Genomic DNA, 24,302 nt, shown 5'->3' on the forward strand with positions numbered 1-24,302 from the left:
GATGGAGATTGCCCTCCTCGTCCTCGCGGCGCTCGGCATCGGCGTGGTCGTCGGACTGACGGGCATGGGCGGCGGCGCCCTCATGACGCCGACGCTCGTGTTCTTCTTCGGCATCCCGCCGGTGACCGCCGTGTCCTCCGACGTGGTGGCGTCCGCGTTCATGAAGCCCGCGGGCTCGTGGGTGCATATCCGGAACAAGACCGTGAACTGGCAGCTGGTTCGCTTGCTGGTGTATGGGTCGGTGCCGTCCGCGTTCTTGGGCGTGTTGGCGGCGCATTTCCTGATCGATCCCGCGGCCTTGCAGAGTTTTGTGAAGCACGCGCTGGGCGTGGTGCTGGTGATCGCTGCGGGCGGCTTGGCCGTGCGCGCGTATCTGCGACTGCGCGAGCGGGCGATGGTGCGGGACGGGCGGGCGATGGCGCTGCCCTTCGACAAGCCTGTGGTGGTGCCGCGTCCGGTGCCGACCATCCTGGTGGGCGTGTTCGGCGGGCTGATGGTGGGGCTGACCTCCGTGGGCTCTGGCTCGCTGATCATCATTGCTCTGATGGCGCTGTACCCGGCGCTGAAGGCGAACCAGCTGGTGGGAACCGACCTGGTGCAGGCGGTGCCGCTGGTGGTCGCCGCCTCTGTAGCGCACCTCGCGTTTGGCGACGTGGATTGGTCCGTGACCCTGCCGGTGATTATCGGCTCGATCCCCGGCACGTACCTGGGAGCGCAGCTGTCCTCGCGGGTCTCCGGCGGGATCGTGCGCCGCGCGCTCGTGTTTGTGCTGACGCTGTCGGGCCTGAAGATGATGGGGCTGTCCAACACGATCGCGTTCTCCGCGGTCGGTGCGCAGATGGTGCTCGGGACGCTCGCGTGGGGCTGGATCCGGCACCGCCTGGGCTTCGCGTTCTTCACGTTCCAGGAGAAGGGCACGGCGGCGACGCAGTTGTCGGCCGCGCCGTCATCGGCCTCGCCCTCGCCGGCCTCGCCCGATCCATCGTTACCCTCCCCCGACCCAAGCCAGGAGAAGTAATGCACGGCGTTCGCCTCAGCCCGCAGCAGCTCAACGAACTGGAGCTCATGCGCATCGGCGCGTACGGGCCCACGCCGCGATACTTGCTGCCGGCCGCGGGGGCGACCCAGGCATCGGCCGCCGTGAGCGCCTCCCTGGTCGCGGGCGCTCATATCGCCACCCTCCGCATCCCGGATATCGCGCCGGGACGGACCGTGACGCTGCTCGACACCGAGGCGACACCCATCGCCACCGTGGACGTTGACGATCGGCGAACGTCGGCGGCCGGGACGTGGATCGCCGGTCCCGTGACCATGGTGCGCGAGCCCGCGCTGCCGCTGCTGCCCGAGCTGCGTCCCGCGGCGTTCGACGATCTCGCCGAGGACGCCACGCTGCTCCTGGGCCGCCGTTCCGGCGCGTTGGCCGGAACGGTCATTGTGCTGGACGAGGGTGACCCGTCGGCGCTGTCCTCCTCTGTCCGTTCCCTGCAGCGCGACGGGCTCGACGTGCGCGTGCTGCCCCGGCCGGCCGCCGAGCACGTCTCCGGCGACGCGTCCGTCGAGCTGCTGGAGCACCTCGCCTCCGTGGTGTGCGCCTCCAATGTGGTCGTGCAGCGCGGGTCGACGCGCGCGCCCGGCGACGGCGCCGTGGTGTTGTTTACGGGCCTGTCCGGTTCGGGCAAGTCGACTATCGCGCGGCAGGTGACGCGACGCCTGCGCGCCGACGGCTCGCAGCGTGTCACGCTGCTGGACGGCGACGAGGTGCGGGCGATGCTGTCCTCGGGGTTGGGGTTCTCGCGAGCTGACCGTGAGCTGAATGTGCGGCGTATCGGCTGGGTAGGGTCGCTGGTGTCGTCGCACGGCGGCATGGCGATCTGCGCTCCCATCGCGCCCTACGAGTCGATGCGTGCCGAGATGCGGGAGATGGCCGAACGCGTGGGTCGTTTTGTGCTGGTCCACGTGGCGACGCCGTTGGAGGTATGCGAGGCGCGCGACCGCAAGGGCCTGTACGCGGCGGCGCGTCGAGGTGAGATTGCCGAGTTCACAGGCATCTCGGACCCGTACGAGACGCCCGCCGACGCTGATGTGGTGGTGGGGGCCAACGGCGAGTCGGTGGAGGAATGCGCCGCCGAGGTGGTGCGGTACCTGACGGCGTCGAGCGGCGGGGACTACACGATCTGACCTGCCGGCTTCGGCCCGTGCCCGGCGCGCCCCCGTACCGCTCAACACGCGGCTGGTGCGCGTGGGACGCATGTGCCCCGTGTGCATGCACACCAGCCCCGTCCTCCCTACCAGTCACAGGTGTGTGTTGAGCGGTACGCGGAAGGCCGGCATCCGGACCGGGCAGCGCGGCGCATGGGCGCCGTCCACAGGCGCGTGAACGCGGGTGGTTCTTCACAGCCGTGAGGGTGCCGGCCCTCTTCGTGGTGCGGTTCGCGCACGGTGGGGCGATGGACCCGGTGCGCGCCGTCATGAGACTCGGCGGGGCCGCGCGCCGCGGCACGCTGCTCGCGCAGGGAGTGACCCGCCGCGCGATCGATGCCGCAGTTCGCGATGGCGCACTCTGCCGACCCTTCACCGGGGTGCTGGCCCTCCCGCACGCATACCCATACGCGGCGCAAGCCTGCTACTTCGACGCGCGGGTTTCGTGTGTCAGTGCGGTGCGCGCACACGGACTGCGGCTTCTCGATCCCGCCGAGGATCTTCACCTCGAGATCGCGGCAGCGCGGGGCGGTACTGCGAGCGAATCCAAGGCGCGGGAGGGCGTGGTGCTTCACCGGACGCGCAGCCACAGGCAGGGGAGCCGGATCGTGCCGGTCGCCCGTGCGCTCGACATGATGAGCCATTGCGTGAGTCCCCTCGCTCAGTTGGTCGCTATCGACCATGCGCTCGCACGCGGTGACCTGCGGCGCTCGGAGATGGCGGACTTCACCGTGACTCCGCTCACCACGAGGCGGTGGCTTGAGCACGCGGCAGAGCCAGGTGCGGGCTCGGTGCCCGAGACGTGTGCGCGAGTAGCGATGCGGGCAGCGGGCCTGCATGTGGAGGTCCAGGCTTCTCTCGGCAACGGGAAGAGAGCGGACTTTCTTGTGGAAGGTGTGCTCTATGTCGAGATCGACGGAAAGAGTTATCACAGCGACCCCGGTCAATTCACCGAAGACCGGCGGCGAGACCGCAGGATCGTCGCAGAGCAAAAGAGCGTGATCCGCTTCGCCTATGCGGACGCCGTGTACCACCCGGACCGCCTCGTGGCGGATGTGTTGGCCTGCCTGGAGGCCATCCGGACCCGGTGAAGTCTCCGCCCGCGTACCGCGCAACACACGGCTGGTGCGAGTGGGGCGGCGGGGGCAGGAGCGCATGCCCATGAGTCCCTTACGCCACATCAGTCCCAGGTGTGTGGTGAGCGGTACGCGCGGGACCCAAGAACGCCCACAGCGAAACCCTTCACAGCCACCCCGTGGCCTCGCGTAGTCTCGTAGCACCATGAAGAATGCCTTCAGTCTGCGCCGCATCATTCCGCTGATCATCCTGGCAGTTGTGCTGGGGTGGCTCGTCTCCGGGCTGTTTGCGCCGCGCGTGCAGCAGATCGACACCTCGCAGGGCATCGCGCTGCTGGAGGCCAACCTGGTGGACCAGGCGAAGATGGTCGACGGCGACCAGCGCGTCGAGCTGGTGCTGATCGAGGACTTCGCTGACAACCTCCCGGATGACGCTCCCAAGGAGTGGGCGGACTACGAGGACCGCGTCGAGTTCTTCTACGTCGCGCCGCAGGGTGAGCAGGTCGTCGACGCGATCACAGCCGCCGACCCCGCCGGCGGCTACGACTCCGAGGTTCCGCAGACCTCCATCTGGACCACCATCCTCTTCACCTTCCTGCCGATCCTGCTGCTGGTGGGCCTGTTCTGGTTCCTGATGTCGTCCATGCAGGGTGGCGGCGGCCGCCTCATGCAGTTCGGCAAGTCGAAGGCCTCGCTGGTCACGCCCGACACCCCGACCGTGAAGTTTGACGATGTCGCCGGTGTGGACGAGGCGGTCGATGAGCTGCGCGAGATCCAGGAGTTCCTCGAAGCCCCCGCGAAGTTCCAGGCCGTGGGCGCGAAGATCCCCAAGGGCGTGTTGCTGTACGGCCCTCCCGGCACCGGTAAGACGTTGCTTGCGCGCGCCGTCGCGGGCGAGGCCGGAGTGCCGTTCTTCCACATCTCCGGTTCGGACTTCGTCGAGATGTTCGTCGGTGTCGGTGCGAGCCGCGTGCGTGACCTGTTCGAGCAGGCCAAGAAGAACGCGCCCGCGATCATCTTCGTCGACGAGATCGACGCCGTCGGTCGCCACCGCGGCGCCGGCATGGGCGGCGGTCACGACGAGCGCGAGCAGACGCTGAACCAGATGCTCGTCGAGATGGATGGCTTCGGCGCCACCACCAACGTCATCATCATCGCGGCCACCAACCGCCCCGACATCCTCGACCCCGCGCTGCTGCGCCCGGGCCGCTTCGACCGCCAGGTGGGCGTCGACGGGCCTGACCTCAAGGGCCGCCTGAAGGTCCTCGAGGTGCACTCGAAGGGCAAGCCGATGGCGCCCGAGGTGGACCTCGAGGTCATCGCCCGTCGCACCCCTGGTTTCACGGGCGCCGACCTCGCCAACGTCCTCAACGAGGCCGCGCTGCTCACCGCCCGCAAGGATGGCCAGCTCATCGGCCCCGTCGAGTTGGACGAGGCCATCGACCGCGTCATTGCCGGCCCGCAGAAGCGCACCCGCGTCATGAACGACCACGACAAGACCGTCACCGCGTACCACGAGGGCGGTCACGCGCTCGTGGCGGCCGCGATGAACCACACGGACCCCGTCACCAAGGTCACGATCCTCCCGCGCGGCCGCGCCCTGGGCTACACGATGGTGATGCCACAGGAGGACCGCTACTCCAAGACGCGTAACCAGCTGCTCGACAACCTCGCGTATGCGATGGGCGGGCGCATCGCCGAGGAACTCGTATTCGGCGACCCGTCCACCGGCGCCAGCAACGACATCTCGCAGGCCACCGACATCGCCCGCCAGATGGTGACCGAGTACGGCATGTCCACGGACATCGGCTCGGTGCGCCTGGCCGGCAGCTCGGGCGAGGTCTTCATGGGCCGCGACATGGGCCACGGCCGCGACTACTCCGAGCAGAACGCCGCGATCGTCGACCGCGAGGTCCGCACGCTCATGGACAACGCCATGGCCGAGGCCACCAAGGCGCTGCAGAACAACCGCGCCCTGCTCGACCGCCTCGCCGAGGAGCTCCTGGAGAAGGAGACCCTCAACGAGACCGAGCTGGCCGAGATCTTCGCCGACGTGAAGAAGGTCGCCAAGCGCAAGCACTGGGTCAGCGGCGAGTGGGCGCCCAAGACCGCGCCGCGCAAGAAGCCCGTCACCGCGCCTGCCCCGCCTCTCGAGGAGCCCAAGGACACCGTGGGCGAGGAGCCCGTGGAAGCGGAACCGACGGACCAGGCATGACGGTCGACCACGCGCGCGCCGAGGCCGCCGTCCGCGAGCTGCTGCTCGCCATCGGCGAGGACCCCGACCGCGACGGCCTGAAGGACACACCCGGCCGCGTGGCGCGTGCCTACGACGAGTTTTTCGCGGGCCTTCACCAGGACGCCGGCGACATCCTCAGCACCGTCTTCGAGCTGGGCCACGAGGAGATGATCCTCGTCAAGGACATTGAGCTGTACTCGATGTGCGAGCACCACCTGGTGCCGTTCCACGGCGTGGCCCACGTGGCCTACATTCCCGGCGAGGACGGCCGCATCACCGGACTCAGTAAGTTGGCTCGCTTAGTCGAGATGTATGCGCGACGCCCCCAGGTGCAGGAGCGCCTCACCACGCAGGTCGCCGACGCCCTCGTCACCCATCTGGGTGCCCGCGGCGTGATCGTCGTGGTCGAGGCCGAGCACCTCTGTATGTCGATGCGCGGCATTCGCAAGCCCGGCTCCCGCACCGTCACGAGCGCCGTGCGCGGCATCATGCGCGACGGCGCCACCCGCGCGGAAGCCATGAGCCTCATCCTCGGGAAATAGTCCATGACGCTCGTCATGGGGATCCTCAACGTCACCCCTGACAGCTTCAGCGACGGGGGTCGCTGGGATACGGCCGATGCCGCACTCGCCCACGGCATCCGCCTCGCCCGAGACGGGGCTCACCTCGTCGACGTCGGCGGCGAATCCACGCGTCCGGGTGCCGAGCGCGTGAGCCCCGAGGAGGAGCTCACCCGGGTGGTGCCGGTCGTGTCCGGCCTGGTCGAGGCCGGGATTGCGGTCTCCGTCGACACCATGCGCGCCTCCACCGCGGCCGCGGCGCTCGAGGCCGGCGCGAGCATCATCAACGACGTCTCGGGCGGCCTCGCCGACCCGGAGATGGCCGCCGTGATCGCCGGCGCCGGCTGTGACTACATCGCCATGCATTGGCGCGCGCATTCGACCCAGATGGACGGCCTCGACAGGTATGACGACGTGGTGGCGGAGGTGCGCGACGAGCTCGCCGCGCGCGTGGACGCGCTGACCGCCGCGGGCGTCGACCCCGCACGGATCATCCTCGATCCCGGCCTCGGATTCTCGAAGGTCGCCGCCTCCAACTGGCCGCTCCTCGCAGATATCCCCGGATGGGCCGGAGACGCCCGCGTGCTGATCGGTGCGAGCCGCAAGCGCTTCTTAGGTGCCGCCGTTGAGCGGGAGGGGCGTGACGCATCGGCCGCCTCCAGGGACCACGCGACGACGGCCATCACGGCCCTCGCGGCCGAGCGCGGCGTGTGGGCCGTGCGGGTCCACGATGCCGGGGCAGCAAGGGACGCGATCAGTGTCGTGTCCGCTTGGCAGAACGCCGAACACACGCAAGAGTGAGGACATGACTGTGCACACGCGCCCGTACGTCAAGGACGGCATCGAGCTGGACCAGATCGCCGTCGAAGGTATCCGACTCGAGGGATTTCACGGCGTCTTCCAGGCAGAACGGGAGAGCGGCCAGCTCTTCTTCGCCGACGTCGTGGCGCACACCAACACGCGTGCCGCGGGTGCCCGCGATGACCTGACGCGCTCCGTCAACTACTCGGAGATCGCCGACCGCGTAGCCGATGTCCTGGGCGGCGAGCCCGTCAAGCTCATCGAGGCCGTCGCGGAGCGCATCGCCAAGGCCGTCCTCGGCATCCCGCTGGTCGAATGCGTGGACGTGACCGTGCACAAGCCGCAGGCGCCGTTGCACGTCGAGTTCAAGGACGTCACCGTCACCATCCGCCGCGACCAGCGCGAAGGGTCGCTGTGGGCGGACAAGCGCATCGGCTCGTCGGCGGGGGAGTCGGACGACCCGACCGAGGCGCCCGAGGTCTCGGGGCTTGGCACCGGCGGCACAGGCGGCGCTGGCGGCGCTGGCGTCAGCGGCGCTCCCGGGGTTGTGGGCGGCGGCGACCAGATGGACGCACGCCCCGCGCAGCCCACCGGCGCGCTCATCGCCCTGGGCGGCAACCTGGGCGACGTCGAGCAGACCTTTCGTGCGGCCCTGAGCGACCTGCACCGGATCCCCGGCGTCCAGGTCGTGACGGTGTCGCCCCTGGTGCGCTCCGTACCCGAGGGCGGCCTCGAGCAGCCCGACTATCTCAACGGCGTGGTGCGCGTGCAGACCGCCCTGTCGCCTCGCGAGCTGTTGAACGCGCTGCTGGGCATTGAGCTCGCCCACGGACGCGAGCGCTCCGTGCCCAACGCCGCGCGCACCCTGGATCTTGACCTCATTCAGTACGAGGGTGTGACGGGGGTCGCCGCCGACCTTGAACTGCCGCACCCGCGCGCCTACCTGCGCCGCTTTGTGCTCGAGCCGTGGGCGGCGATCGAGCCCGACGCCCGCCTGCTGCCCCACGGCGCGGTCGTCGATCTGCTGCGTCAGGCGGGCTTCGACGCCCTCACGCGCGTGGGCGCGGGCTGGGACGCGGTGGCCGATGCTCCCGTCGCCGCGCCCGCGGGCGTCTCTCCGCGCTGACGTGTCCGCCCTGTCGTGGCAGCGCCTCACCCTGGTGGGGCTGGTCTCGCTTGCTCTGGTCTGGCTGCTGACCGCGGGCCTGTGGTCCTCGGGGGCGACCCCGCCGCATGTGCCGTGGACCGCGGCGGCCATCGCCCTGGTCGCGGCCGCGTGCGCGCTGTGGTTCGGCTGGCAAGTGCGCCGCTTCCTCACGGGCAAGAAGCCCGACCTGTCCGCCCTGCGCGCCGCCCGCACGGTCGTGTTCGCCCAGGCCTGCGCCTACGGTGGCGCGGTCCTGACGGGCGCCTACGGCGGCTACGCGTTGGGCCTGCTCGACGACTGGTCGCACGGCCCGCGCCGCGAGGTCATCATCTCGGCACTCATCGCCGCGGCCGCGTCGCTGCTGCTGGTGATTGCGGGCCTCGTTGCCGAGCACTGGTGCAAGCACTCGGACGAGGACGACGACCGCGGCGAGGCGAGCCCCGCATAGCCGCCCGCTCCCGTCGTCCCTCCTGGCACACTGGGCCCATGAGTTGGTATGACCCCGACGGCGCAGCCTGGACCTACGTCTCACGCAAGCTGATCTCCGCCCGCCTCATCGTCCTGTGGATCTGCATGGGGCTGCCGCTGATCGCCGTCATCGTCGTCGGCGCCCTCACCACGGCCTGGGTGTGGCTCGCGGCGGCGGTGTTCGTCATCGGCGGCGCGTGGGGGTCGTGGATCGTCTACCGCCAAGTGACCGCGCACGCGTGGATCGAGCGCGACGACGACCTGATCGTGAAGAAGGGCCGGCTGTGGCGCTCCGTCACGGTCGTGCCGTACGGGCGCATGCAGTACGTCGAGGTCGAGGCGGGACCGCTCAGCCGCGCGTTCGGCATCGCCAAGGTGCAACTCCACACCGCCTCGCCGGGAACCGACGCGTCGATTTCCGGCGTCCCCGAGTCCGAGGCCGCCCGCCTGCGCGACCGCCTCTCCAGCCGCGGCGAGGCGCAGCTGGCAGGCCTCTGATGACCGAGCCTTCGCAACCACGCCAGCCCTCGCAGCCGGCCCGCATCTACCGGGCGCCTCGCGAGTGGACCCGCCTGCACCCCGTCTCGCCGCTGCTTGGCGGCTGGGCCGTCTTCGGTGTGGTCGGCACCATCGCCCTGTACAACGTCGCGCCCGACTGGGCCGGCGCCGAGGAGGACCTCGTCGAGGCCGCCCACTGGCTCTGGGGCTCGCTACTGTGGGTCATCCTGGCGGCGGTCGTCATCGTGGGCATGGCCATCGGCATCGGCTACCTGCAGTGGCGCGTGGACGAGTACCGCCTGTCCGACGAGGCCATCGAGCAGCGCAAGGGCGTCCTCTTCAAGCAGCACAAGCAGGCCAGGCTCGACCGCGTCCAGGCCGTCGACGTGGTCCAGCCCCTGCTCGCCCGCATCTTCGGCTTCGCGGTGCTCAAGGTCGAGGTCGCCGGCGGCGAGAACTCCGGGATTGCCCTGGAGTACTTGCGCCTGGGCGACGCCGAGGCCATGCGCAACGAGCTCCTCGCCCTCGCCGCCGGCGTCAAGCGCGCCAAGGCCGAGGGTCGCGACGCTTCCGTCAGCGCCGTGGTGGAGGCCGATGCCGTGGCGGGCTCTCCCCAGCCCGCCCCTGTGGGGGGCGAGGGCGAGGAGCCGGCCGACGCATCGGCCGCCTCCCTGAGGGACGTCACCGGCGGGCGGAGGTCGCTGGGCGGACCCGGCGCCGCGACCGAGACGGCCGCCGCGCCCGAGCGCGAGGTGTACACCGTGCCGATCGGGCGGCTGCTGCAGTCGATCGTGCTGTCGTGGCCGTTCCTGTGGATCTGCACGCTGCCGCTGTGGGTGGGGCTCGTGGTGTGGATCTTCCCCATCGACGTCAACGAGATTCTGGCCGTCGCGGGGGCGTCGCTGTTCACCGTGGTGCCCGCAGTGCTGGGTCTGCTGGGCTACTTCTGGTCGCAGCTGTCGGGCGGATTCGGGTTCACCGCCGCCATTTCCGAGGACGGCATCCGGCTGCGTCACGGGCTCACCGAGACCCGCCGCCAGACCGTGCCGCCGGGTCGCGTGCAGGCCGTCCAGTTCCAGCAGTCGCTGCTGTGGCGGAAGAAGGACTGGTGGCGCGTCACGATCAATGTGGCCGGTTACCAGGACGATCAGGCGGCGGTGTCGACGCTGCTGCCCGTCGGCACGCGCCAGGACGCGCTCACGGCGCTGTGGCTAGTGCTTCCCGACCTGGGCGACCCCGACGCCGCCGGCACCGTCTCGCTCGCACTCTCGGGCACGGGCGACGAGGGTGGCTTCACGCCCGTCACACGCCGCGCGCGGCTGTTCGACCCGTGGCAGTGGCGCCACCGCGGCGTGCGCGCCACGGACCGCGCGCTGATGATCCGGCGCGGCTGGCTGGTGCGCGACATGTTCGTGGTCCCGCACGAGCGCACGCAGTCGTTGGGCCTCACGCAGGGACCGCTGCAGCGCTGGCGCGGCGTCGCGACCTTTACCGTGCACTCGACGAATGGTCCCGTCTCACCCGTCGCCGAGCATCTGGATGTGGCCGATGCGTGGGCGCTCCTCGACGCCCAGGCCCAGCGGGCCGCGGAGGGTCGCCGGCGCCAGACCCCCGAGCAGTGGATGACCGCCGTGGGGATCCGCGAGGACGGCGCATGAGCAAGCCCGGCCGGCTGTCGATCGGCATCGTCGGTGCGGGGCGCGTGGGCGCGGTGCTCGGAGCGGCGCTGCGCCAGGCCGAGCACGAGATCGTCGGCGCCACGGGCGTGTCCGAGGAGACGCTCGCGCGCATCGACGCCCTCCTGCCTGGCGTGCCGGTGATGGACCCCGAGGCGGTGGTGCGGGCCGCCGATGTGGTCCTGCTGACCGTGCCGGATGACTCGGTGGCCGCCGTGGCCGCGGGGCTCGCGTCCCTGGGTGCCTGGCGCGGCGGGCAGATCGCGATCCACACCTCTGGGCGCCTCGGAACCGAGGCGCTCGCGGACGCCGCGGCCCGCGGCGTCTTGCCGCTCGCCATTCACCCCGCGATGACCTTCACCGGCACGTCGCTCGACCTGACACGGATGACCGGCGCCGCGTTCGCGGTGTCGGGCGCGGCCCCGCTGCTGCCCATCGCCCAGGCGCTCGCGGTGGAGATGGGCGGCGAGCCCTTCGTCCTCGACGACCGCGACCGTCCCGCCTATCACGCCGCCCTGGTGCACGGGGCGAATCACGTCGTGACGGCGCTGAGCCAGGCCGGGGGACTGCTCGCCCGTATCGGCGTCGAGGAGCCCGCGCGCGTCCTGGGTCCGCTGGTGCATGCCTCGGTGGACGGCGCCCTGGGCGACGCGCCCGGTGCCGTGACCACGCTCACCGGCCCGGTCGTGCGCGGCGATGCGGGCACCGTCGCCGCCCACGTCCATGCGCTCGCCGGCCACGACGAGATGCTGTTTGCCTACCGTGCCATGGCGCGCGCGACGGCCGACCTGGCGTTGTCCGGCGGGCGCATCGGCCCCGCGCAGTACGCGGACATCATCGCGGCGCTCGGCGCCGACTGATCGGCACCGACTGTTCGAACCCTGCACTCGCCGCCTCGGCCGCGCGGGACAATAGCCCCATGCAGCTCATTCGGACCGCGGCGGATCTCGCCGCCCTGCCTCGCGGCGACCGCCGTGTGGTCGTGATGACCATGGGGGCCCTGCACGAGGGACATCTCGCGCTCATCCGCCGCGCCAAGGACCTCGGCGACCAGGTGGTCGTCACCATCTTCGTGAACCCCCTGCAGTTCGACGAGGCCGCCGACTACGAGCGCTACCCGCGCACTCTCGACGCTGACCTCGCCCTGCTCGAGCCGCTCGGCGTCGACGCCGTCTTCGCGCCCTCGGACGACGAGATGTACCCCCACGGCGAGCCCGTCGTGACGGTGAGCGCAGGCGTCATCGGCCGCGTGCTCGAGGGCGCCGCGCGCCCCGGCCACTTCGACGGCGTCCTCACGGTGGTGGCGAAGCTGCTCCACCTCACCGCGCCCGATGTCGCCGTGTTCGGCGCCAAGGACGCCCAGCAGGTCATCGCGGTGAAGGCCCTGGTCCGCGACCTGAACTTCCCCGTCGAGATCGCCACCGCCGCCACCGTGCGCGACGACGACGGCCTTGCCCGCTCCAGCCGCAACGTCTTCCTCAGCCCCGACGAGCGAAGCCGAGCCCTCGCCCTCAGCCGGGCCCTCGCATCGGCCGACCACGCGGCGCGAAGCGGCGCCTCCCTCGCCGCCACCCTCCGAGCCGGTCGCGACGTCCTGGACGCCCACGACGGCATCGACCTCGACTACTTCGCGGCCCTGAACCCCGCGGACGCGAGTGAGGCCAACGACGACTACCGTGGAGAGGTGGTGCTCGCCGTCGCCGCGCGCGTAGGCGAGACCCGACTGATCGACAACGTGACCACGCGCATCGGCGAACCCGGCGCGGAAGGAGACCAGCGATGACCTCGCTGCAACGGCCCATGATGATCTCGAAGATCCACCGGGCCACCGTGACGCAAGCCGACCTGCACTATGTGGGCTCGATCACCATCGACGCGACCCTCATGGAGCACGCGGACCTGCTGCCCGGCCAGCAGGTCGACGTCGTCGACGTCACCAACGGCGCGCGCCTGACCACCTACGCGATCCCCGGCGAGCCCGGTAGCGGCGAGATCTGCATCAACGGCGCCGCCGCGCACCTGGTGAATCCCGGCGACCTCATCATCGTCATCGCTTACGGCATGCTCGCCGACGACGAGGCGCGCACCTTCGAGCCCCACGTGGTCTTCGTGGACCGCGACAACCGCATCCTGCAGGAATGCGACGACCCCGGCTCGGTGCCCGACGGCTACGGCCTCGAGCGCTCCGGCATTCCGGTCCACGAGTTCCACGAGCGCGGCTGGGACGCCTTCAAGTCCTGACCCCTCTATCGGTTTGGCCCACAACTGTGACGGGTGTGACGCATGTGCAGCGAGTGCACGTCACACGCCTCCCACCGGTGCACATGCGTCACAAGCGTGGGCCAAACCGATGGCGAGGGGAGCGCGCCGCCGCCACTAAGTTGGGGCCATGACCTCCTTTGTGCGTCATCTGGCCGCGCCCGCCCCGGGCTGGACCATCGCAGCCGACGTCATCGTCGTGGGCTCGGGTATCGCCGGCCTCACCGCCGCGCTCGAGCTGCGCGCCAAGGTGGACCGTGTGCTCGTGGTGACCAAGGGTGAGCTGAGTTCCGGCAGCACGGTGTGGGCGCAGGGCGGCATCGCCGCGGCGCTCGATCCCGATGACACCCCCGACGAGCACCTGGCCGACACCCTCGTCGCGGGTGCGGGCCTGTGCTCGGAGCCGGCCGTGCGCGCACTCGTCACCGAGGGGCCGGACCGCGTGCGCGACCTCGTGGGGCGCGGCGCCCTGTTCGACACGGGCCCCGACGGCGGCATCACCCTGTCGCGCGAGGGCGGGCACCACCGCGACCGCATCGCCCACGCCGGCGGCGACGCGACGGGTGCCGAGATCTCCCGCGCGCTCATCGCGCAGCTCGAGGCCGTGCGCAACGACCCTGGTATCGAGGTCATCGAGCACGCGATGGTGGTCGACCTCCTCACCGCCGCCCCCGACGCGGACGGCCGCCCCGGACCCGTGTGCGGCGTGACCCTGCACATCATCGGCGAGGGCTCGCGCGATGGCGTGGGCGCCGCCCTGGCGAAGTCGGTGATCATGGCGACCGGCGGCATCGGCCAGGTGTTCCGCTCGTCGACCAACCCGGCCAGCTCCACCGGCGACGGCCTCGCGAGCGCCCTGCGCGCGGGCGCCGCCGTCGCGGACATCGAGTTCGTGCAGTTCCACCCCACGGTCCTGTGGCAGGGCGCGGGCGCTCGCGGCCAGCAGCCGCTCATCTCCGAGGCCGTGCGCGGCGAGGGCGCCTACCTCCTCAACGGCGCGGGCGAGCGCTTCATGGTCGAGCGTCACGAGATGGCCGAGCTCGCCCCGCGTGACGTGGTCTCCAAGGGCATCGTCGCGATGATGGAGGAGGAGGGCAGCGAGAACGTCTTCCTCGACTGCCGCCACCTGGGCAAGCGCTACCTGCGCGAGCGCTTCCCGACCATCTGGGAGCGCCTCGCCGAGCGTGACATCGATATGGCCCGCGACCTCATCCCCGTCGCGCCCGCCCAGCACTATCACTCGGGCGGCATCCTCACGGACCTGCGCGGCCGCACCACGGTGGCGGGCCTCTACGCGATCGGAGAGGCCGCCTGCACGGGGGTTCACGGCGCCAACCGACTGGCGTCCAACAGCCTGCTCGAGGGGCTGGTGTTCGGGGTGCGGGCCGCGAAGGACGCGGCCTCGGCGGTGGCCGATGCCACCGTCACCCAGCGTGAGCCCGTCGACCGTCCCGGTCCGTCGTCCCTCGTACCGGCCACCATGCGGCCGCAGATTCAGACCCTCGCTCACCGCGGCGCCGGGCCTGTGCGCGATGGTGCGGGGCTCGCACGCGCGGGGGAGCGGCTCGACGCTATCCGCTCGCGCTTTCGCGGGGTTGATGCCCCCGGTGGCCAGCCGCAGACCGCGGAGTGGGAGACGTCGAACGTGCTCGCGTGTGCCTCGGCCCTCGTCGCGGCCGCCCTCGCCCGCGAGGAGACCCGTGGCGGACACCTGCGCACCGACTTTCCCGACACCGACGACCGCTGGAGGGTGCGCATCGCGACGCACCTGGATCCCGACGGCCACCTGCGCGTCATGAAGGCGCCGCTCGAGATCTAGGACCTTCGCGCCGTGAGGCCCCGGGGACCGGGCTACGCTAGACGCCGTGATTGACCCCGAGAACGTGATTCACCCGGAAGACCGCGACCAGACTCGCCCCTTAAGCGCCTCGTGGCTCGCGGGCGCCGTGGCCCAGGCCCTCGACGAGGACCTCGGCTCCGAGCCCGGCCGGGACGTCACCACCCAGGCCACCATCGCGGCGACGGACAACGTCTCCGGCCGCATCGTGATGCGCACCGACGGCGTCCTGGCCGGCGCGCCCGTGATCGCGGAGGTGCTCATCCAGGTCGCCGAGCGCCTGAGCCTTCCCCGGCCCAGCATCCAGCTGCACGCCGAGGACGGCGACGCGCTGACCGCCGGCACCGCCGTCGCGACCATCGAGGGGCCCGGTCACGTGGTTCTCATCGCCGAGCGCACCATCTTGAACTTCCTGTCTCGCGCCAGCGGCGTCGCGACGCACACGCGCCTGTGGGTCGATGTCCTCGACGGCACCGGCACCCGCGTCCTCGACACCCGCAAGACCACTCCCGGCCTGCGCGAGATCCAGAAGTACGCCGTGCGCATGGGCGGGGGCGTCAACAAGCGCCACGGCCTGTTCGACTGCGCGATGATCAAGGACAACCACATCGTCGCCGCCGGATCCATCACTGCCGCGATCGAGGCGGTCACGCGCCGCTTCCCCGAGGTTCCCGTCCAGGTCGAGGTCGAGTCCGAGGAGCAGGCGCGCGAGGCCATCGCCGCCGGAGCGCGCTTCCTGATGCTCGACAACATGACGGCCGATGGCATGCGTGCCCTCGTCGCGGTGGTGCGCGGGCTCGAGGGTGAGGCGGGCCCGGTCCGCCTCGAGGCGACGGGAGGCCTGACCCTCGCGACGGCCCGCACGGTCGCCGAGACGGGCGTGGACTTCATGTCCGTCGGCGCCCTCACCCACTCGAGCCCCATCATCGACCTCGCGCTCGACCTCGACTAAGCCGCTCGGTCGCGGGCGCCCCGTCCGTGTCGTTTGCGCCTCGTCGCTGGACCGCTCAACACACGGCTGCGACGCGTGTGGCTGATGGGGCCAGTGTTGAGGCCCATCAGCCCCGTGAGTCACATCAGCCCCAGCTGTGTGTTGAGCGGTACGCGGGGCGGGGTCCCACACACGCGCGGGTACCCTAGAGGGCGTGACTGAGCAGAACGACCACGCCGACGACCTCCCCGAGCAGATGAAGGTGCGCCGCGCCAAGCGCGACCGCCTGATTGCCGAGGGCGGCCAGGCGTACCCGGTGTCCGTCGGCCGCACCCACGAGATCGCCGACGTGAAGTCCACCTACGCCGACCTCGAGGACGGCCAGGAGACCGAGGACGTCGTCGCGGTCGCCGGCCGCGTGGTGTTCGTGCGTAACACCGGCAAGCTGTGTTTCGCGTCCATCCAGGATGGCGCGGGAGAGCGCCTGCAGATCATGCTGAGCCTTGCCGAGGTGGGCGAGGACTCGCTGGCCGCGTTCAAGGCGGACGTGGACCTGGGCGACCACCTGTTCGCCAAGGGCCGCGCCATCAAGTCGCGCCGCGGCGAGGTGTCGGTGTTCGCCTCCGAGTGGGCCATCGCCGCCAAGGCCCTGCGCCCGCTTCCCGTGCTGCACAAGGAGCTGTCCGAGGAGTCGCGCGTGCGTCAGCGCTACGTCGACCTCATCGCCCGCCCGCTGGCTCGCGACACCGTGCGCCACCGCGCCGGCGTGATGCGCAGCCTGCGCGAGAGCCTCCATTCTCGCGGATTCATCGAAATCGAGACGCCGATGCTGCAGACGCAGCCCGGTGGCGCCGCCGCGCGTCCGTTCATCACGCATATGAATGCGTATGACATTGACCTGTACATGCGTATCGCCCCCGAACTCTTCCTGAAGCGGGCCGTCGTGGGTGGCGTGGAAAAGGTCTTCGAGATCAACCGCAACTTCCGCAATGAGGGCGCCGACTCGTCGCACTCGCCGGAATTCGCGATGATCGAGGCGTATGAGGCCTATGGCGACTACAACACCATGGCGACGCTGACCAAGGACATCATCCAGGGCGCCGCGAACGACGTCTTCGGCGGCACCGTGGTGACGCTCGCCGACGGCACCGAGTACGACCTCGGTGGCGACTGGGCGGAGCTCAGCATGTACGGCTCACTGTCGGAGGCGCTGGGCGAGGAGGTGACCCCCGAGACGCCCGTCGAAAAGCTCCAGCAGTGGTGCGACGCGGTGGAGGTCTCGGTCGACCCCAAGCGCATCAACCACGGCAAGCTCGTCGAGGAACTGTGGGAGCACTACTGGGGCGACAAGCTCCACGCGCCCACGTTCGTGCGCGACTTCCCGGTCGAGACCAGCCCCCTCACGCGCGACCACCGCTCGATTCCGGGCGTCGTCGAGAAGTGGGACCTCTACGTCCGCGGCTTCGAACTGGGCACGGCCTACTCCGAGTTGGTGGACCCCGTCATCCAGCGCGAACGCTTCGAGCAGCAGGCACGGATGTCCGCTCAGGGCGATGACGAGGCGATGGTGCTCGACGAGGACTTCCTCACCGCGATGGAATACGCGATGCCGCCGTCGGGAGGCATGGGCATGGGCATCGACCGCCTGCTCATGGCGCTGACCGGCCTGGGCATCCGCGAGACCATCACGTTCCCGCTCGTGAAGCCCGAGGGCGTCTGAGATGTCGACCTGGCAGGCGGTCGCGGTCGGCATCATCCCGTCGATCGGCGTGGGGCTCGTGTTCTGGTTCGCCATGCGCGCGGTCATTCGCGCCGACCGCAACGAGCGTCAGGCGCTGGCGGCTATCGAGGAACAGCAGGAGGCCGATGCGGCCACTGGGCCCGCATCCGGCTCGCCCGAGGCGCAGGCGCCATCGCCCACCGTGGAATCTCAGTCATGAGAATGTAGCCGATAACCGCGGCGAAATCCCCCTCAGGAATCGTTCCTGAGGGGGATTTTCTTGTGTATTCAATCAAAAGGCCGCAGGAAAGTTGACGGCAAGGTGTCCGGTATGTGACTCTTGGAAAACCTTTAAAGAAAGGATTTTTCGATGGCGCAAAAGGTGAAGGTCGTTCTTGTCGACGATATCGACGGAGGCGAGGCCACGGAGACCGTGAGTTTCTCCCTCGACGGCATTTCCTACGAGATTGACCTCTCCGCTGACCATGCGGCAGAAATGCGGGGCTCGTTCGAGCACTGGACTTCGGTGGCGCGCAAGGTCTCGACCAAGCGCGGTACCACGCGCGCCGCGGCGGGCCGCCGCGACGACGTCGCGAAGATTCGCGCATGGGCCAAGGACAACGGCTTCGACATCTCGGAGCGCGGACGCATCTCGACCGAGGTGCGCGAGGCGTACGCCAAGGCTCACTAACACTCTTTTCCGCACGTTCGGCCCCGCCCCACGCACGGGGCGGGGCCGAACGTGTTCCATGCACCAATGGAGATGACATGACCAATCAACTGTGGTGGGGCACGTTCCCCGAGGCGGGCCTGGGCACGCCGACCGGCATGGGCGAGGGGCTGTGGCGACAGACGCCGGCCGATGCCACCCTCGCCCTCGCTCTCGACGCACCTTCGTGGTTGGTCGCCCATCCGAGCCTTCCGCTCATCTACGCGATCTCCGAGTCGGAGCACTCCCAGGTGCACGCGGTGGACGTGTCCGACCCCGCATCGCCCCGCGTGCTGGCGAGCATCCCCACGGGCGGATCGTCCGCGTGCCACGGCATGCTCGCCGCCGGCGCCCTCACGCTGTACCTCACCCACTACGTGTCGTCCGAGCTGTCGGTCATCCGCATCGGCGACGACGGGCTTTTCGAGGACGACGCGCCCGCGCAGATGTTCGCCCACGCGGGCTCGGGCCCGAATGAGGCCCGCCAGGACGCCTCTCACGCGCACTTCGTGGGCTATGCGCCCGGCCGCAAGCACCTGCTGGTGTGCGACCTCGGCACCGATGAGCTCCGACGCTATGCGCTGCGCCCCGACGGGTTGCTCGACGACGACGGCATCGCCGCCGCCCTCCCACCGGGCACCGGCCCGCGTCACTTCGCCGTCAACGGCGACCTCATCTACGTGCTCGGGGAACTGTCCACCTCGGTACTAACGCTGCGCTGGGAGCCCGCCACGGCATCGGCCGACCTGATTGCCCAGATTCCGGCGACGACGTCCGCCGCGCGGACGGCCGAGGCGAGGGACTCGTCGGGCATCCTCCAGGTCGACGATGTGCTGCTGGTGGGAGTGCGCGGCGCGGACGTCATTGCCGTGCACGACCTGTCGCCCGAGGGAGAGGTGCGCTACCGCGGCTCCTTCGACGCGGGCCACTGGCCACGCCACTTCGCCGTGGTGGGCGACCGCCTTCACGTGGGCTGCGAGCGCGGACACGAGGTGCGCACCTACGCGCTCGCCGACGTCCTCGCCCTGGCCCCCGAGCCCGAGGTGGGCCTGATCCAGGAGCTGCCCTCCGCATCGGCCGCACTGCCGAGCCCGGCCTTCGTGATGGCGGGTTGAGCCTTCGGTCCCGGACCGTGCCAGGCGCATCGGCGCTACGCTGAAACCATGACCTACACACTGATCCTGCTCCGCCACGGCGAGAGCGACTGGAACTCGAAGAACCTGTTCACCGGCTGGGTGGACGTCGAGCTCAACGAGAAGGGCTGGGGCGAGGCCAAGCGCGGCGGCGAGCTGCTGAAGGAGGAGGGCTTCCTCCCCGACGTGGTCCACACGTCGCTGCTGCGCCGCGCGATCATGACCGCGAACCTCGCGCTCGACGCCGCCGACCGCCACTGGATCCCGGTGAAGCGCAACTGGCGCCTCAACGAGCGTCACTATGGCGACCTGCAGGGCAAGAACAAGGCCGAGACCCTCGAGCAGTTCGGCGAGGAGCAGTTCATGACCTGGCGTCGCTCGTACGACGTGCCGCCGCCGGAGATCAGCGCCGGCAACCAGTACTCGCAGGAGGGCGACCCCCGCTACGCCGGTGAGCCGACCCCCAAGACCGAGTGCCTCAAGGACGTCCTCGAGCGTGCGCTGCCGTACTGGGAGTCGGACGTGGTGCCGGACCTCAAGGCGGGCAAGACCGTGCTGGTCGCCGCGCACGGCAACTCGCTGCGCGCGATCATCAAGCACCTCGACGGGATCGCGGATGACGACATCGTGGGCGTGAACGTGCCCACCGGCATCCCGCTGGTCTACGAGCTGGACGAGGAGACCCTCAAGCCCGTGACCGCCGGTGGTCGCTACCTGGACGCCGACGCCGCCGCGGCCGCTATCCAGGCCGTCGCGAACCAGGGCAAGAAGTAACCAGCCGTCACTGAACGGACCGGTCGGCCTCTCATTGCCGGCCGGGGGAGCGCGGGGCCCTCACCTTCGGGAGGGGGCCCCGTTGCTGTGTCCGGGCGCCACCCGCCCCCAGATGCACATCAGCCCCGGACCACACGGCCCGGGGCTGACGCCGCAGTAAGCAGCAAGCGGCCTAGAAGACGGCGCGCGAGCCGGAGTGGTCGCCCGTGACCAAGTAGACGATCTGGCGGGACACGGCGACGGCGTGGTCGCCGAAGCGCTCGAAGAAGCGTGCGAGCAGCGCGATGTCGAGGGTCTCCTGGACGGAGCCCGTGTAGCCCTCGGCCAGCAGCGTCTTGTAGGACTCGGAGTGCAGGGCGTCGAGCGTGTCGTCGTCGGAGACGATGCCGGCGGCGGTGTTGAGGTCGCGCTGCTCGAGCAGAGCGACCAGCTCGTTGGCGGCCTTCTTCGCGGCCTCCGTCATGCCCGCGAAGATCTCGGCGTGACCGGCGGGCACCGCGCTGTCGGGGAAGGCGCGGCGGGCGGCCTCGGCGATGTGCTGGGCGAGGTCGCCCATGCGCTCGAGGGAGGCGGAGATGCGCAGCGACGAGATGATCGTGCGCAGATCGAGGCCCACCGGCTGCTGCTGGGCGATGAGCAGCACGCAACGCTCGTCGACGTTGCGCTCAAGCTCGTCGAGCTTCACGTCGTCGGCGATGACCGCCTGGGCCAGCTCGACATTCTGAGTGAGCAGCGCCTCGGAGGCCCGCGTAATCGCGGACTCGACGTGGCGGCTCATGGTGATGAGATCGCCGGCGAGGTCCGACATCTCGGCGTTGAACAGCGTGCGCATGACTCTCCTTATGGGGCTTCAGTCCGCCCCCTAGTGTGTCACTGCCGTGTGGGCGGATGAAAGGTTCTCCCAGGCCCCTCGGTGAACATCAGGTGACGAACGGGAAACGTTGGGTGAACTCGTCATCCGCTCGTTACTGTGACCACATGACCACCGAGACTTGGCTGGCCCTGGTGGCCGGCGCACTCCTCGGTGCCGGCTTCCTCGCGTTTACCCGGTGGCGTGCCGAGAGGAAGCGGGCCCAGGCCAACACCCTCGTCCCTCACCGCACCCGCGAGGTGCTCGCCGCGCTGCACTCGGGCGCCATCTTGGTGCGCCGCGACCGCCGCGCGGCCTTCTCGAACACGCCGGCCAGCGCGCTCGGGGTCACCCGGCCCGACGGCGCGCTTCACCCGGGGGTCGCCGACCTCGCTGAGATCGCCTGGGCGGCCGATGCCGAACGCGAGGACGACATCGTCGTCAGCCGCGGCGTGCTCGGGGTGGACTCCGTGGTGCACGTGCGCGTCACGCCGCTGTCGGACGACCTCGCGCTCGCGGTCGCCAACGACGACACCGAGCGCCATGCCGCCGAGCTCACCAGGCGCGAGTTCGCCGTCAACGTCTCGCACGAGCTGAAGACGCCCGTGGGGGCGCTGTCGCTCCTGGCAGAGACCATCGAGGACAACCCGGACGACTCCGAGATGGTGCGCAGCTTCGCGAAGAAGATCCGCAAGGAGTCGCGCCGGCTCACCAAGCTCATCCAGGAGATCATCGAGATCTCGCGCCTGCAGGGCGGCGAGTCCGTGGTCGACCACCACGAGCTGTCGCTCGCGGGCGTCATCGAGGAGGTGTGCGAGGGCGCCGAGATGCACGCGGAGTCCAAGCACGTGAACCTCGTCGCCGACATCCGCACCCGCCCCCTGGTCATGGGGGACCACGACCTGCTGGTGATGGCCGTGCGCAACCTCGTCGACAACGCGATCAGTTACTCCGACGACTCCGCGAACGTCACCGTCTCGCTCGAGACCGAGGCCGGCGCCGCCGTGCTCAAGGTCATCGACGCGGGCATCGGCATCGAGAGGGCCGATCAGGACCGCATCTTCGAACGCTTCTACCGGGTCGACGCCGCCCGTTCGCGCAGTACCGGCGGCACCGGCCTGGGCCTGTCCATCGTCAAGCACGTCGTCCTGCAGCACTCGGGAACCGTCGACGTGTGGTCGAAGCCGGGAGTCGGTTCGACCTTCACCATTCGCCTTACCGCCCATCAGGAGGAGCAATGAGCGAGGCCCGCATCCTCGTCGTGGAGGACGAGGAGTCCTACCGCGATTCACTGAAGTACCTGCTACGACGCGAGGGCTTCGAGGTCATCTTGGCCGCGGACGGCCTGCAGGGCGTGGAGGCGTTCACGCGCGATGGCGCCGATGTGGTGCTGCTCGACCTCATGCTGCCGCGCATGTCGGGCACCGAGGTGTTCCGCGAGATCCGTGAGCGCTCGAACGTGCCGATCATCATGGTGACGGCGAAGGACGATCAGGTCGACAAGATCATCGGCCTCGAGCTGGGCGCGGACGACTACGTCACCAAGCCGTACTCCGCGCGCGAGCTGGTCGCCCGCATTCGCGCCGTGCTGCGCCGCCAGGGCGCGGGCGCCACCGACTTCCCCGACGAGCCCGAGCGCCTCACCATCGCCGGGCTCACCCTCGACCCCGAGCGCCTCACCGTGGTGCGCGGGGACGGCACCCAGTCGCTGCCGCCCAAGGAGTTCTCGCTGCTGCACCTGCTGGCCCAGAACGCCGGCCGCGTGTTGCCGCGCCAGGTCATCATCGACCGCGTGTGGGGCGCCGACTACTTCGGCGACACCAAGACCCTTGACGTCCACATCAAGCGCCTGCGCGGCCGCATCGAGGAGGACCCCTCGCACCCGCGTCTGATCCAGACCGTCCGCGGGGTGGGCTACACCTTCGAGGCGTGATTTTTCCTACGACAGTCGGCCGATGCCGTGGCGGGGTTTCGTACGACACCCCACCACGGCATCGGCCGTCTCTACCTCAAGAAACGGCCACGGCGCTCGGCGAGGGCCGCCGCGTTTACCGAACGTTCACCGGAACTTCAGTTAGGGCCCTTCGTGGCGTTACCTAGCGTCCCTACGTTGGACTCGTCCGGCAGGAAGCCGGACCACCAGCAGACTTCCCATCCATGTGAGGAACCCCACTGTGAAGATCGCATTCCGTAGTGGCGCCGTCATCTCGGCCGCCGCGCTGACGTTCGCGCTCGCCGCCTGCTCGCCCTCGAATGAGGCCACCACCGAGTCCGAGGCCCCCGAGGCCACCCAGTCCGCCGCCGCTGAGGGCAGCGAGACCGCCGAGGCCACCGCTGAGCTCTCCGGCAACCTGCAGGGCGCCGGCGCCTCGTCGCAGGAGTCCGGCATGGACGCCTGGCGCGCCGGCTTCCAGAACATGTACCCCGACGTCACCGTCGGCTACGACCCCGTCGGCTCCGGCGGTGGCATCGAGCAGTTCCTCTCGGGCGCCGTGCCCTTCGCCGGCTCGGACGGTCTCCTCGAGGCCGGCGAGTACGAGCAGGCCGTCGAGCGTTGCGACGGTGACGGTGGCGCGTACCACCTGCCCATGTACATCTCGCCCGTCGCGGTCATCTTCAACGTCGAGGGCGTCACCTCGCTGAACCTCGACGCCGCGACCATCGCGCAGATCTTCGACGGCGTCGTCACCACCTGGAACGACCCGGCCATCGCCGACCAGAACCCCGACGTCGAGCTGCCCGACACCACCATCACCGTGGTGCACCGCTCCGACTCGTCCGGCACCTCGGAGAACTTCACCGACTACCTCGAGCAGGCGTCGGACGGCGCCTGGGGCTACGAGGCCTCGAAGGAGTTCCCCGAGACCTCCGCTCAGCGTGTGGGTGCCGACGGCACCTCCGCCCTGGTCGAGAATGTGACCGCGACCCCCGGCTCGATCGGCTACGCCGACGCCTCGCGCGCCGGCTCGCTCGGCACCGTCGCCATCAAGGTCGGCGAGGAGTACGTGCCCTTCTCCGCCGAGGCCGCCGCGAACATCGTCGCCGCGTCGCCCCTGTCGGACGAGGCCAATGGTGAGAACGACCTGGCTTACGCGATCGACCGCACCACGACCGACTCGTCGGCCTACCCGCTGACCCTGGTCTCGTACCACATCGTCTGCTCGCAGTACGACGACGAGAACGAGCGTGCGCTCGTCACCGGGTTCGAGAAGTACGTCGCCTCGCCCGAGGGCCAGGCCGCTGCCGCCGACGCGGCCGGCATCGCCCCGCTGACCGACGAGCTCTCGGCGCAGATCACCGAGATCCTCGACGGCATCGCGGCGAACGCCTGATCCTTCAGGGTCCTCACAGCGGTGGGCCCACCCGGCTAGGGTGGGCCCACCACTGCATGTCCACCACCACGACGCTCACCCTGAGGGAGATCCGCG

The 24,302-nt window shown here is 70.0% G+C and carries 24 protein-coding genes; 23 read left to right on the forward strand and 1 reads right to left on the reverse strand.

Annotation, left to right across the window (positions count from 1 at the left end; translation table 11 throughout):
- Position 1 precedes the first annotated feature (1 nt).
- The 20 genes from B7K24_RS04060 (at position 2) to B7K24_RS04155 (ending at position 20,024) form a co-directional block, all read left to right on the forward strand.
- On the forward strand, positions 2-1,018 hold the full coding sequence (locus B7K24_RS04060) for a sulfite exporter TauE/SafE family protein (RefSeq protein WP_084128857.1): 1,017 nt from the start codon (positions 2-4) through the stop codon (positions 1,016-1,018).
- Positions 1,018-2,178, forward strand: a complete 1,161-nt coding sequence (gene cysC / locus B7K24_RS13225) for an adenylyl-sulfate kinase (RefSeq protein WP_144268114.1) — start codon at positions 1,018-1,020, stop codon at positions 2,176-2,178. The genes B7K24_RS04060 and cysC overlap by 1 nt, the downstream gene beginning before the upstream one ends.
- 269 nt (positions 2,179-2,447) lie before the next feature.
- Entirely contained in the window at positions 2,448-3,290 is an 843-nt protein-coding gene (locus B7K24_RS04070) for an endonuclease domain-containing protein (RefSeq protein WP_144268115.1), read from the forward strand.
- A 190-nt stretch (positions 3,291-3,480) separates the two neighbouring features.
- On the forward strand, positions 3,481-5,490 hold the full coding sequence (ftsH, locus tag B7K24_RS04075; protein WP_084128859.1) for an ATP-dependent zinc metalloprotease FtsH: 2,010 nt from the start codon (positions 3,481-3,483) through the stop codon (positions 5,488-5,490).
- Complete coding sequence (gene folE / locus B7K24_RS04080) at positions 5,487-6,053, forward strand: GTP cyclohydrolase I FolE (RefSeq protein ID WP_084128860.1); 567 nt, start codon at positions 5,487-5,489, stop codon at positions 6,051-6,053. Before ftsH ends, folE begins: the two co-directional genes overlap by 4 nt.
- 3 nt (positions 6,054-6,056) lie before the next feature.
- On the forward strand, positions 6,057-6,872 hold the full coding sequence (folP, locus tag B7K24_RS04085) for a dihydropteroate synthase (protein WP_084128861.1): 816 nt from the start codon (positions 6,057-6,059) through the stop codon (positions 6,870-6,872).
- A 4-nt stretch (positions 6,873-6,876) separates the two neighbouring features.
- Positions 6,877-7,998 carry a 2-amino-4-hydroxy-6-hydroxymethyldihydropteridine diphosphokinase gene (folK, locus tag B7K24_RS04090; protein WP_084128862.1) on the forward strand — a complete coding sequence of 374 codons (1,122 nt, stop codon included), beginning with the start codon at positions 6,877-6,879 and terminating at the stop codon, positions 7,996-7,998.
- A gap of 1 nt (position 7,999) precedes the next feature.
- Positions 8,000-8,467 (forward strand): DUF3180 domain-containing protein, encoded by a 468-nt coding sequence (locus B7K24_RS04095; protein ID WP_159449140.1) that lies wholly within the window; start codon positions 8,000-8,002, stop codon positions 8,465-8,467.
- A 38-nt stretch (positions 8,468-8,505) separates the two neighbouring features.
- Positions 8,506-8,985, forward strand: a complete 480-nt coding sequence (locus tag B7K24_RS04100; protein WP_084128864.1) for a PH domain-containing protein — start codon at positions 8,506-8,508, stop codon at positions 8,983-8,985.
- Positions 8,985-10,643: a PH domain-containing protein gene (locus tag B7K24_RS04105; RefSeq protein WP_084128865.1), complete on the forward strand. Its 1,659-nt coding sequence runs from the start codon at positions 8,985-8,987 to the stop codon at positions 10,641-10,643. Before B7K24_RS04100 ends, B7K24_RS04105 begins: the two co-directional genes overlap by 1 nt.
- A complete protein-coding gene (locus B7K24_RS04110) occupies positions 10,640-11,521 on the forward strand; it encodes a Rossmann-like and DUF2520 domain-containing protein (RefSeq protein ID WP_084128866.1) in 882 nt (293 codons plus the stop codon). Before B7K24_RS04105 ends, B7K24_RS04110 begins: the two co-directional genes overlap by 4 nt.
- A 59-nt stretch (positions 11,522-11,580) precedes the next feature.
- A complete protein-coding gene (panC, locus tag B7K24_RS04115) occupies positions 11,581-12,444 on the forward strand; it encodes a pantoate--beta-alanine ligase (protein WP_084128867.1) in 864 nt (287 codons plus the stop codon).
- Entirely contained in the window at positions 12,441-12,902 is a 462-nt protein-coding gene (panD, locus tag B7K24_RS04120) for an aspartate 1-decarboxylase (protein WP_234986540.1), read from the forward strand. The genes panC and panD overlap by 4 nt, the downstream gene beginning before the upstream one ends.
- Before the next feature lie 148 nt (positions 12,903-13,050).
- Complete coding sequence (locus B7K24_RS04125) at positions 13,051-14,739, forward strand: L-aspartate oxidase (RefSeq protein ID WP_084128868.1); 1,689 nt, start codon at positions 13,051-13,053, stop codon at positions 14,737-14,739.
- 46 nt (positions 14,740-14,785) lie between these two features.
- A complete protein-coding gene (gene nadC, locus B7K24_RS04130; protein WP_084128869.1) occupies positions 14,786-15,709 on the forward strand; it encodes a carboxylating nicotinate-nucleotide diphosphorylase in 924 nt (307 codons plus the stop codon).
- Positions 15,710-15,944: 235 nt separating this feature from the next.
- Complete coding sequence (lysS, locus tag B7K24_RS04135) at positions 15,945-17,408, forward strand: lysine--tRNA ligase (protein ID WP_084129243.1); 1,464 nt, start codon at positions 15,945-15,947, stop codon at positions 17,406-17,408.
- A gap of 1 nt (position 17,409) precedes the next feature.
- Complete coding sequence (locus tag B7K24_RS04140; protein WP_084128870.1) at positions 17,410-17,628, forward strand: hypothetical protein; 219 nt, start codon at positions 17,410-17,412, stop codon at positions 17,626-17,628.
- A gap of 150 nt (positions 17,629-17,778) precedes the next feature.
- Positions 17,779-18,099 carry an Lsr2 family protein gene (locus B7K24_RS04145; RefSeq protein WP_084128871.1) on the forward strand — a complete coding sequence of 107 codons (321 nt, stop codon included), beginning with the start codon at positions 17,779-17,781 and terminating at the stop codon, positions 18,097-18,099.
- A 77-nt stretch (positions 18,100-18,176) separates the two neighbouring features.
- Positions 18,177-19,232 (forward strand): beta-propeller fold lactonase family protein, encoded by a 1,056-nt coding sequence (locus tag B7K24_RS04150; protein WP_159449141.1) that lies wholly within the window; start codon positions 18,177-18,179, stop codon positions 19,230-19,232.
- 48 nt (positions 19,233-19,280) lie between these two features.
- Positions 19,281-20,024 carry a phosphoglyceromutase gene (locus tag B7K24_RS04155; protein WP_084128873.1) on the forward strand — a complete coding sequence of 248 codons (744 nt, stop codon included), beginning with the start codon at positions 19,281-19,283 and terminating at the stop codon, positions 20,022-20,024.
- A gap of 172 nt (positions 20,025-20,196) precedes the next feature.
- Here B7K24_RS04155 and phoU read toward each other — a convergent pair whose 3' ends face one another.
- A complete protein-coding gene (gene phoU, locus B7K24_RS04160; RefSeq protein ID WP_084128874.1) occupies positions 20,197-20,856 on the reverse strand; it encodes a phosphate signaling complex protein PhoU in 660 nt (219 codons plus the stop codon).
- Positions 20,857-21,002: 146 nt separating this feature from the next.
- On the opposite strand from phoU, the gene B7K24_RS04165 reads away from it, so the two are divergent.
- The 3 genes from B7K24_RS04165 to pstS all read left to right on the forward strand — a co-directional run bounded on the left by B7K24_RS04165 (position 21,003) and on the right by pstS (position 24,206).
- Positions 21,003-22,115, forward strand: a complete 1,113-nt coding sequence (locus B7K24_RS04165) for a cell wall metabolism sensor histidine kinase WalK (protein ID WP_144268116.1) — start codon at positions 21,003-21,005, stop codon at positions 22,113-22,115.
- The gene (locus tag B7K24_RS04170) at positions 22,112-22,807 is read left to right on the forward strand and encodes a response regulator transcription factor (RefSeq protein ID WP_084128876.1); all 696 of its coding nucleotides are present in this window, start codon (positions 22,112-22,114) and stop codon (positions 22,805-22,807) included. The genes B7K24_RS04165 and B7K24_RS04170 overlap by 4 nt, the downstream gene beginning before the upstream one ends.
- 241 nt (positions 22,808-23,048) lie before the next feature.
- Positions 23,049-24,206: a phosphate ABC transporter substrate-binding protein PstS gene (gene pstS, locus B7K24_RS04175; RefSeq protein WP_084128877.1), complete on the forward strand. Its 1,158-nt coding sequence runs from the start codon at positions 23,049-23,051 to the stop codon at positions 24,204-24,206.
- Positions 24,207-24,302: the final 96 nt, after the last annotated feature.

It is taken from the genome of Demequina sp. NBRC 110055 (genome assembly GCF_002090135.1).
Classification (GTDB): domain Bacteria; phylum Actinomycetota; class Actinomycetes; order Actinomycetales; family Demequinaceae; genus Demequina.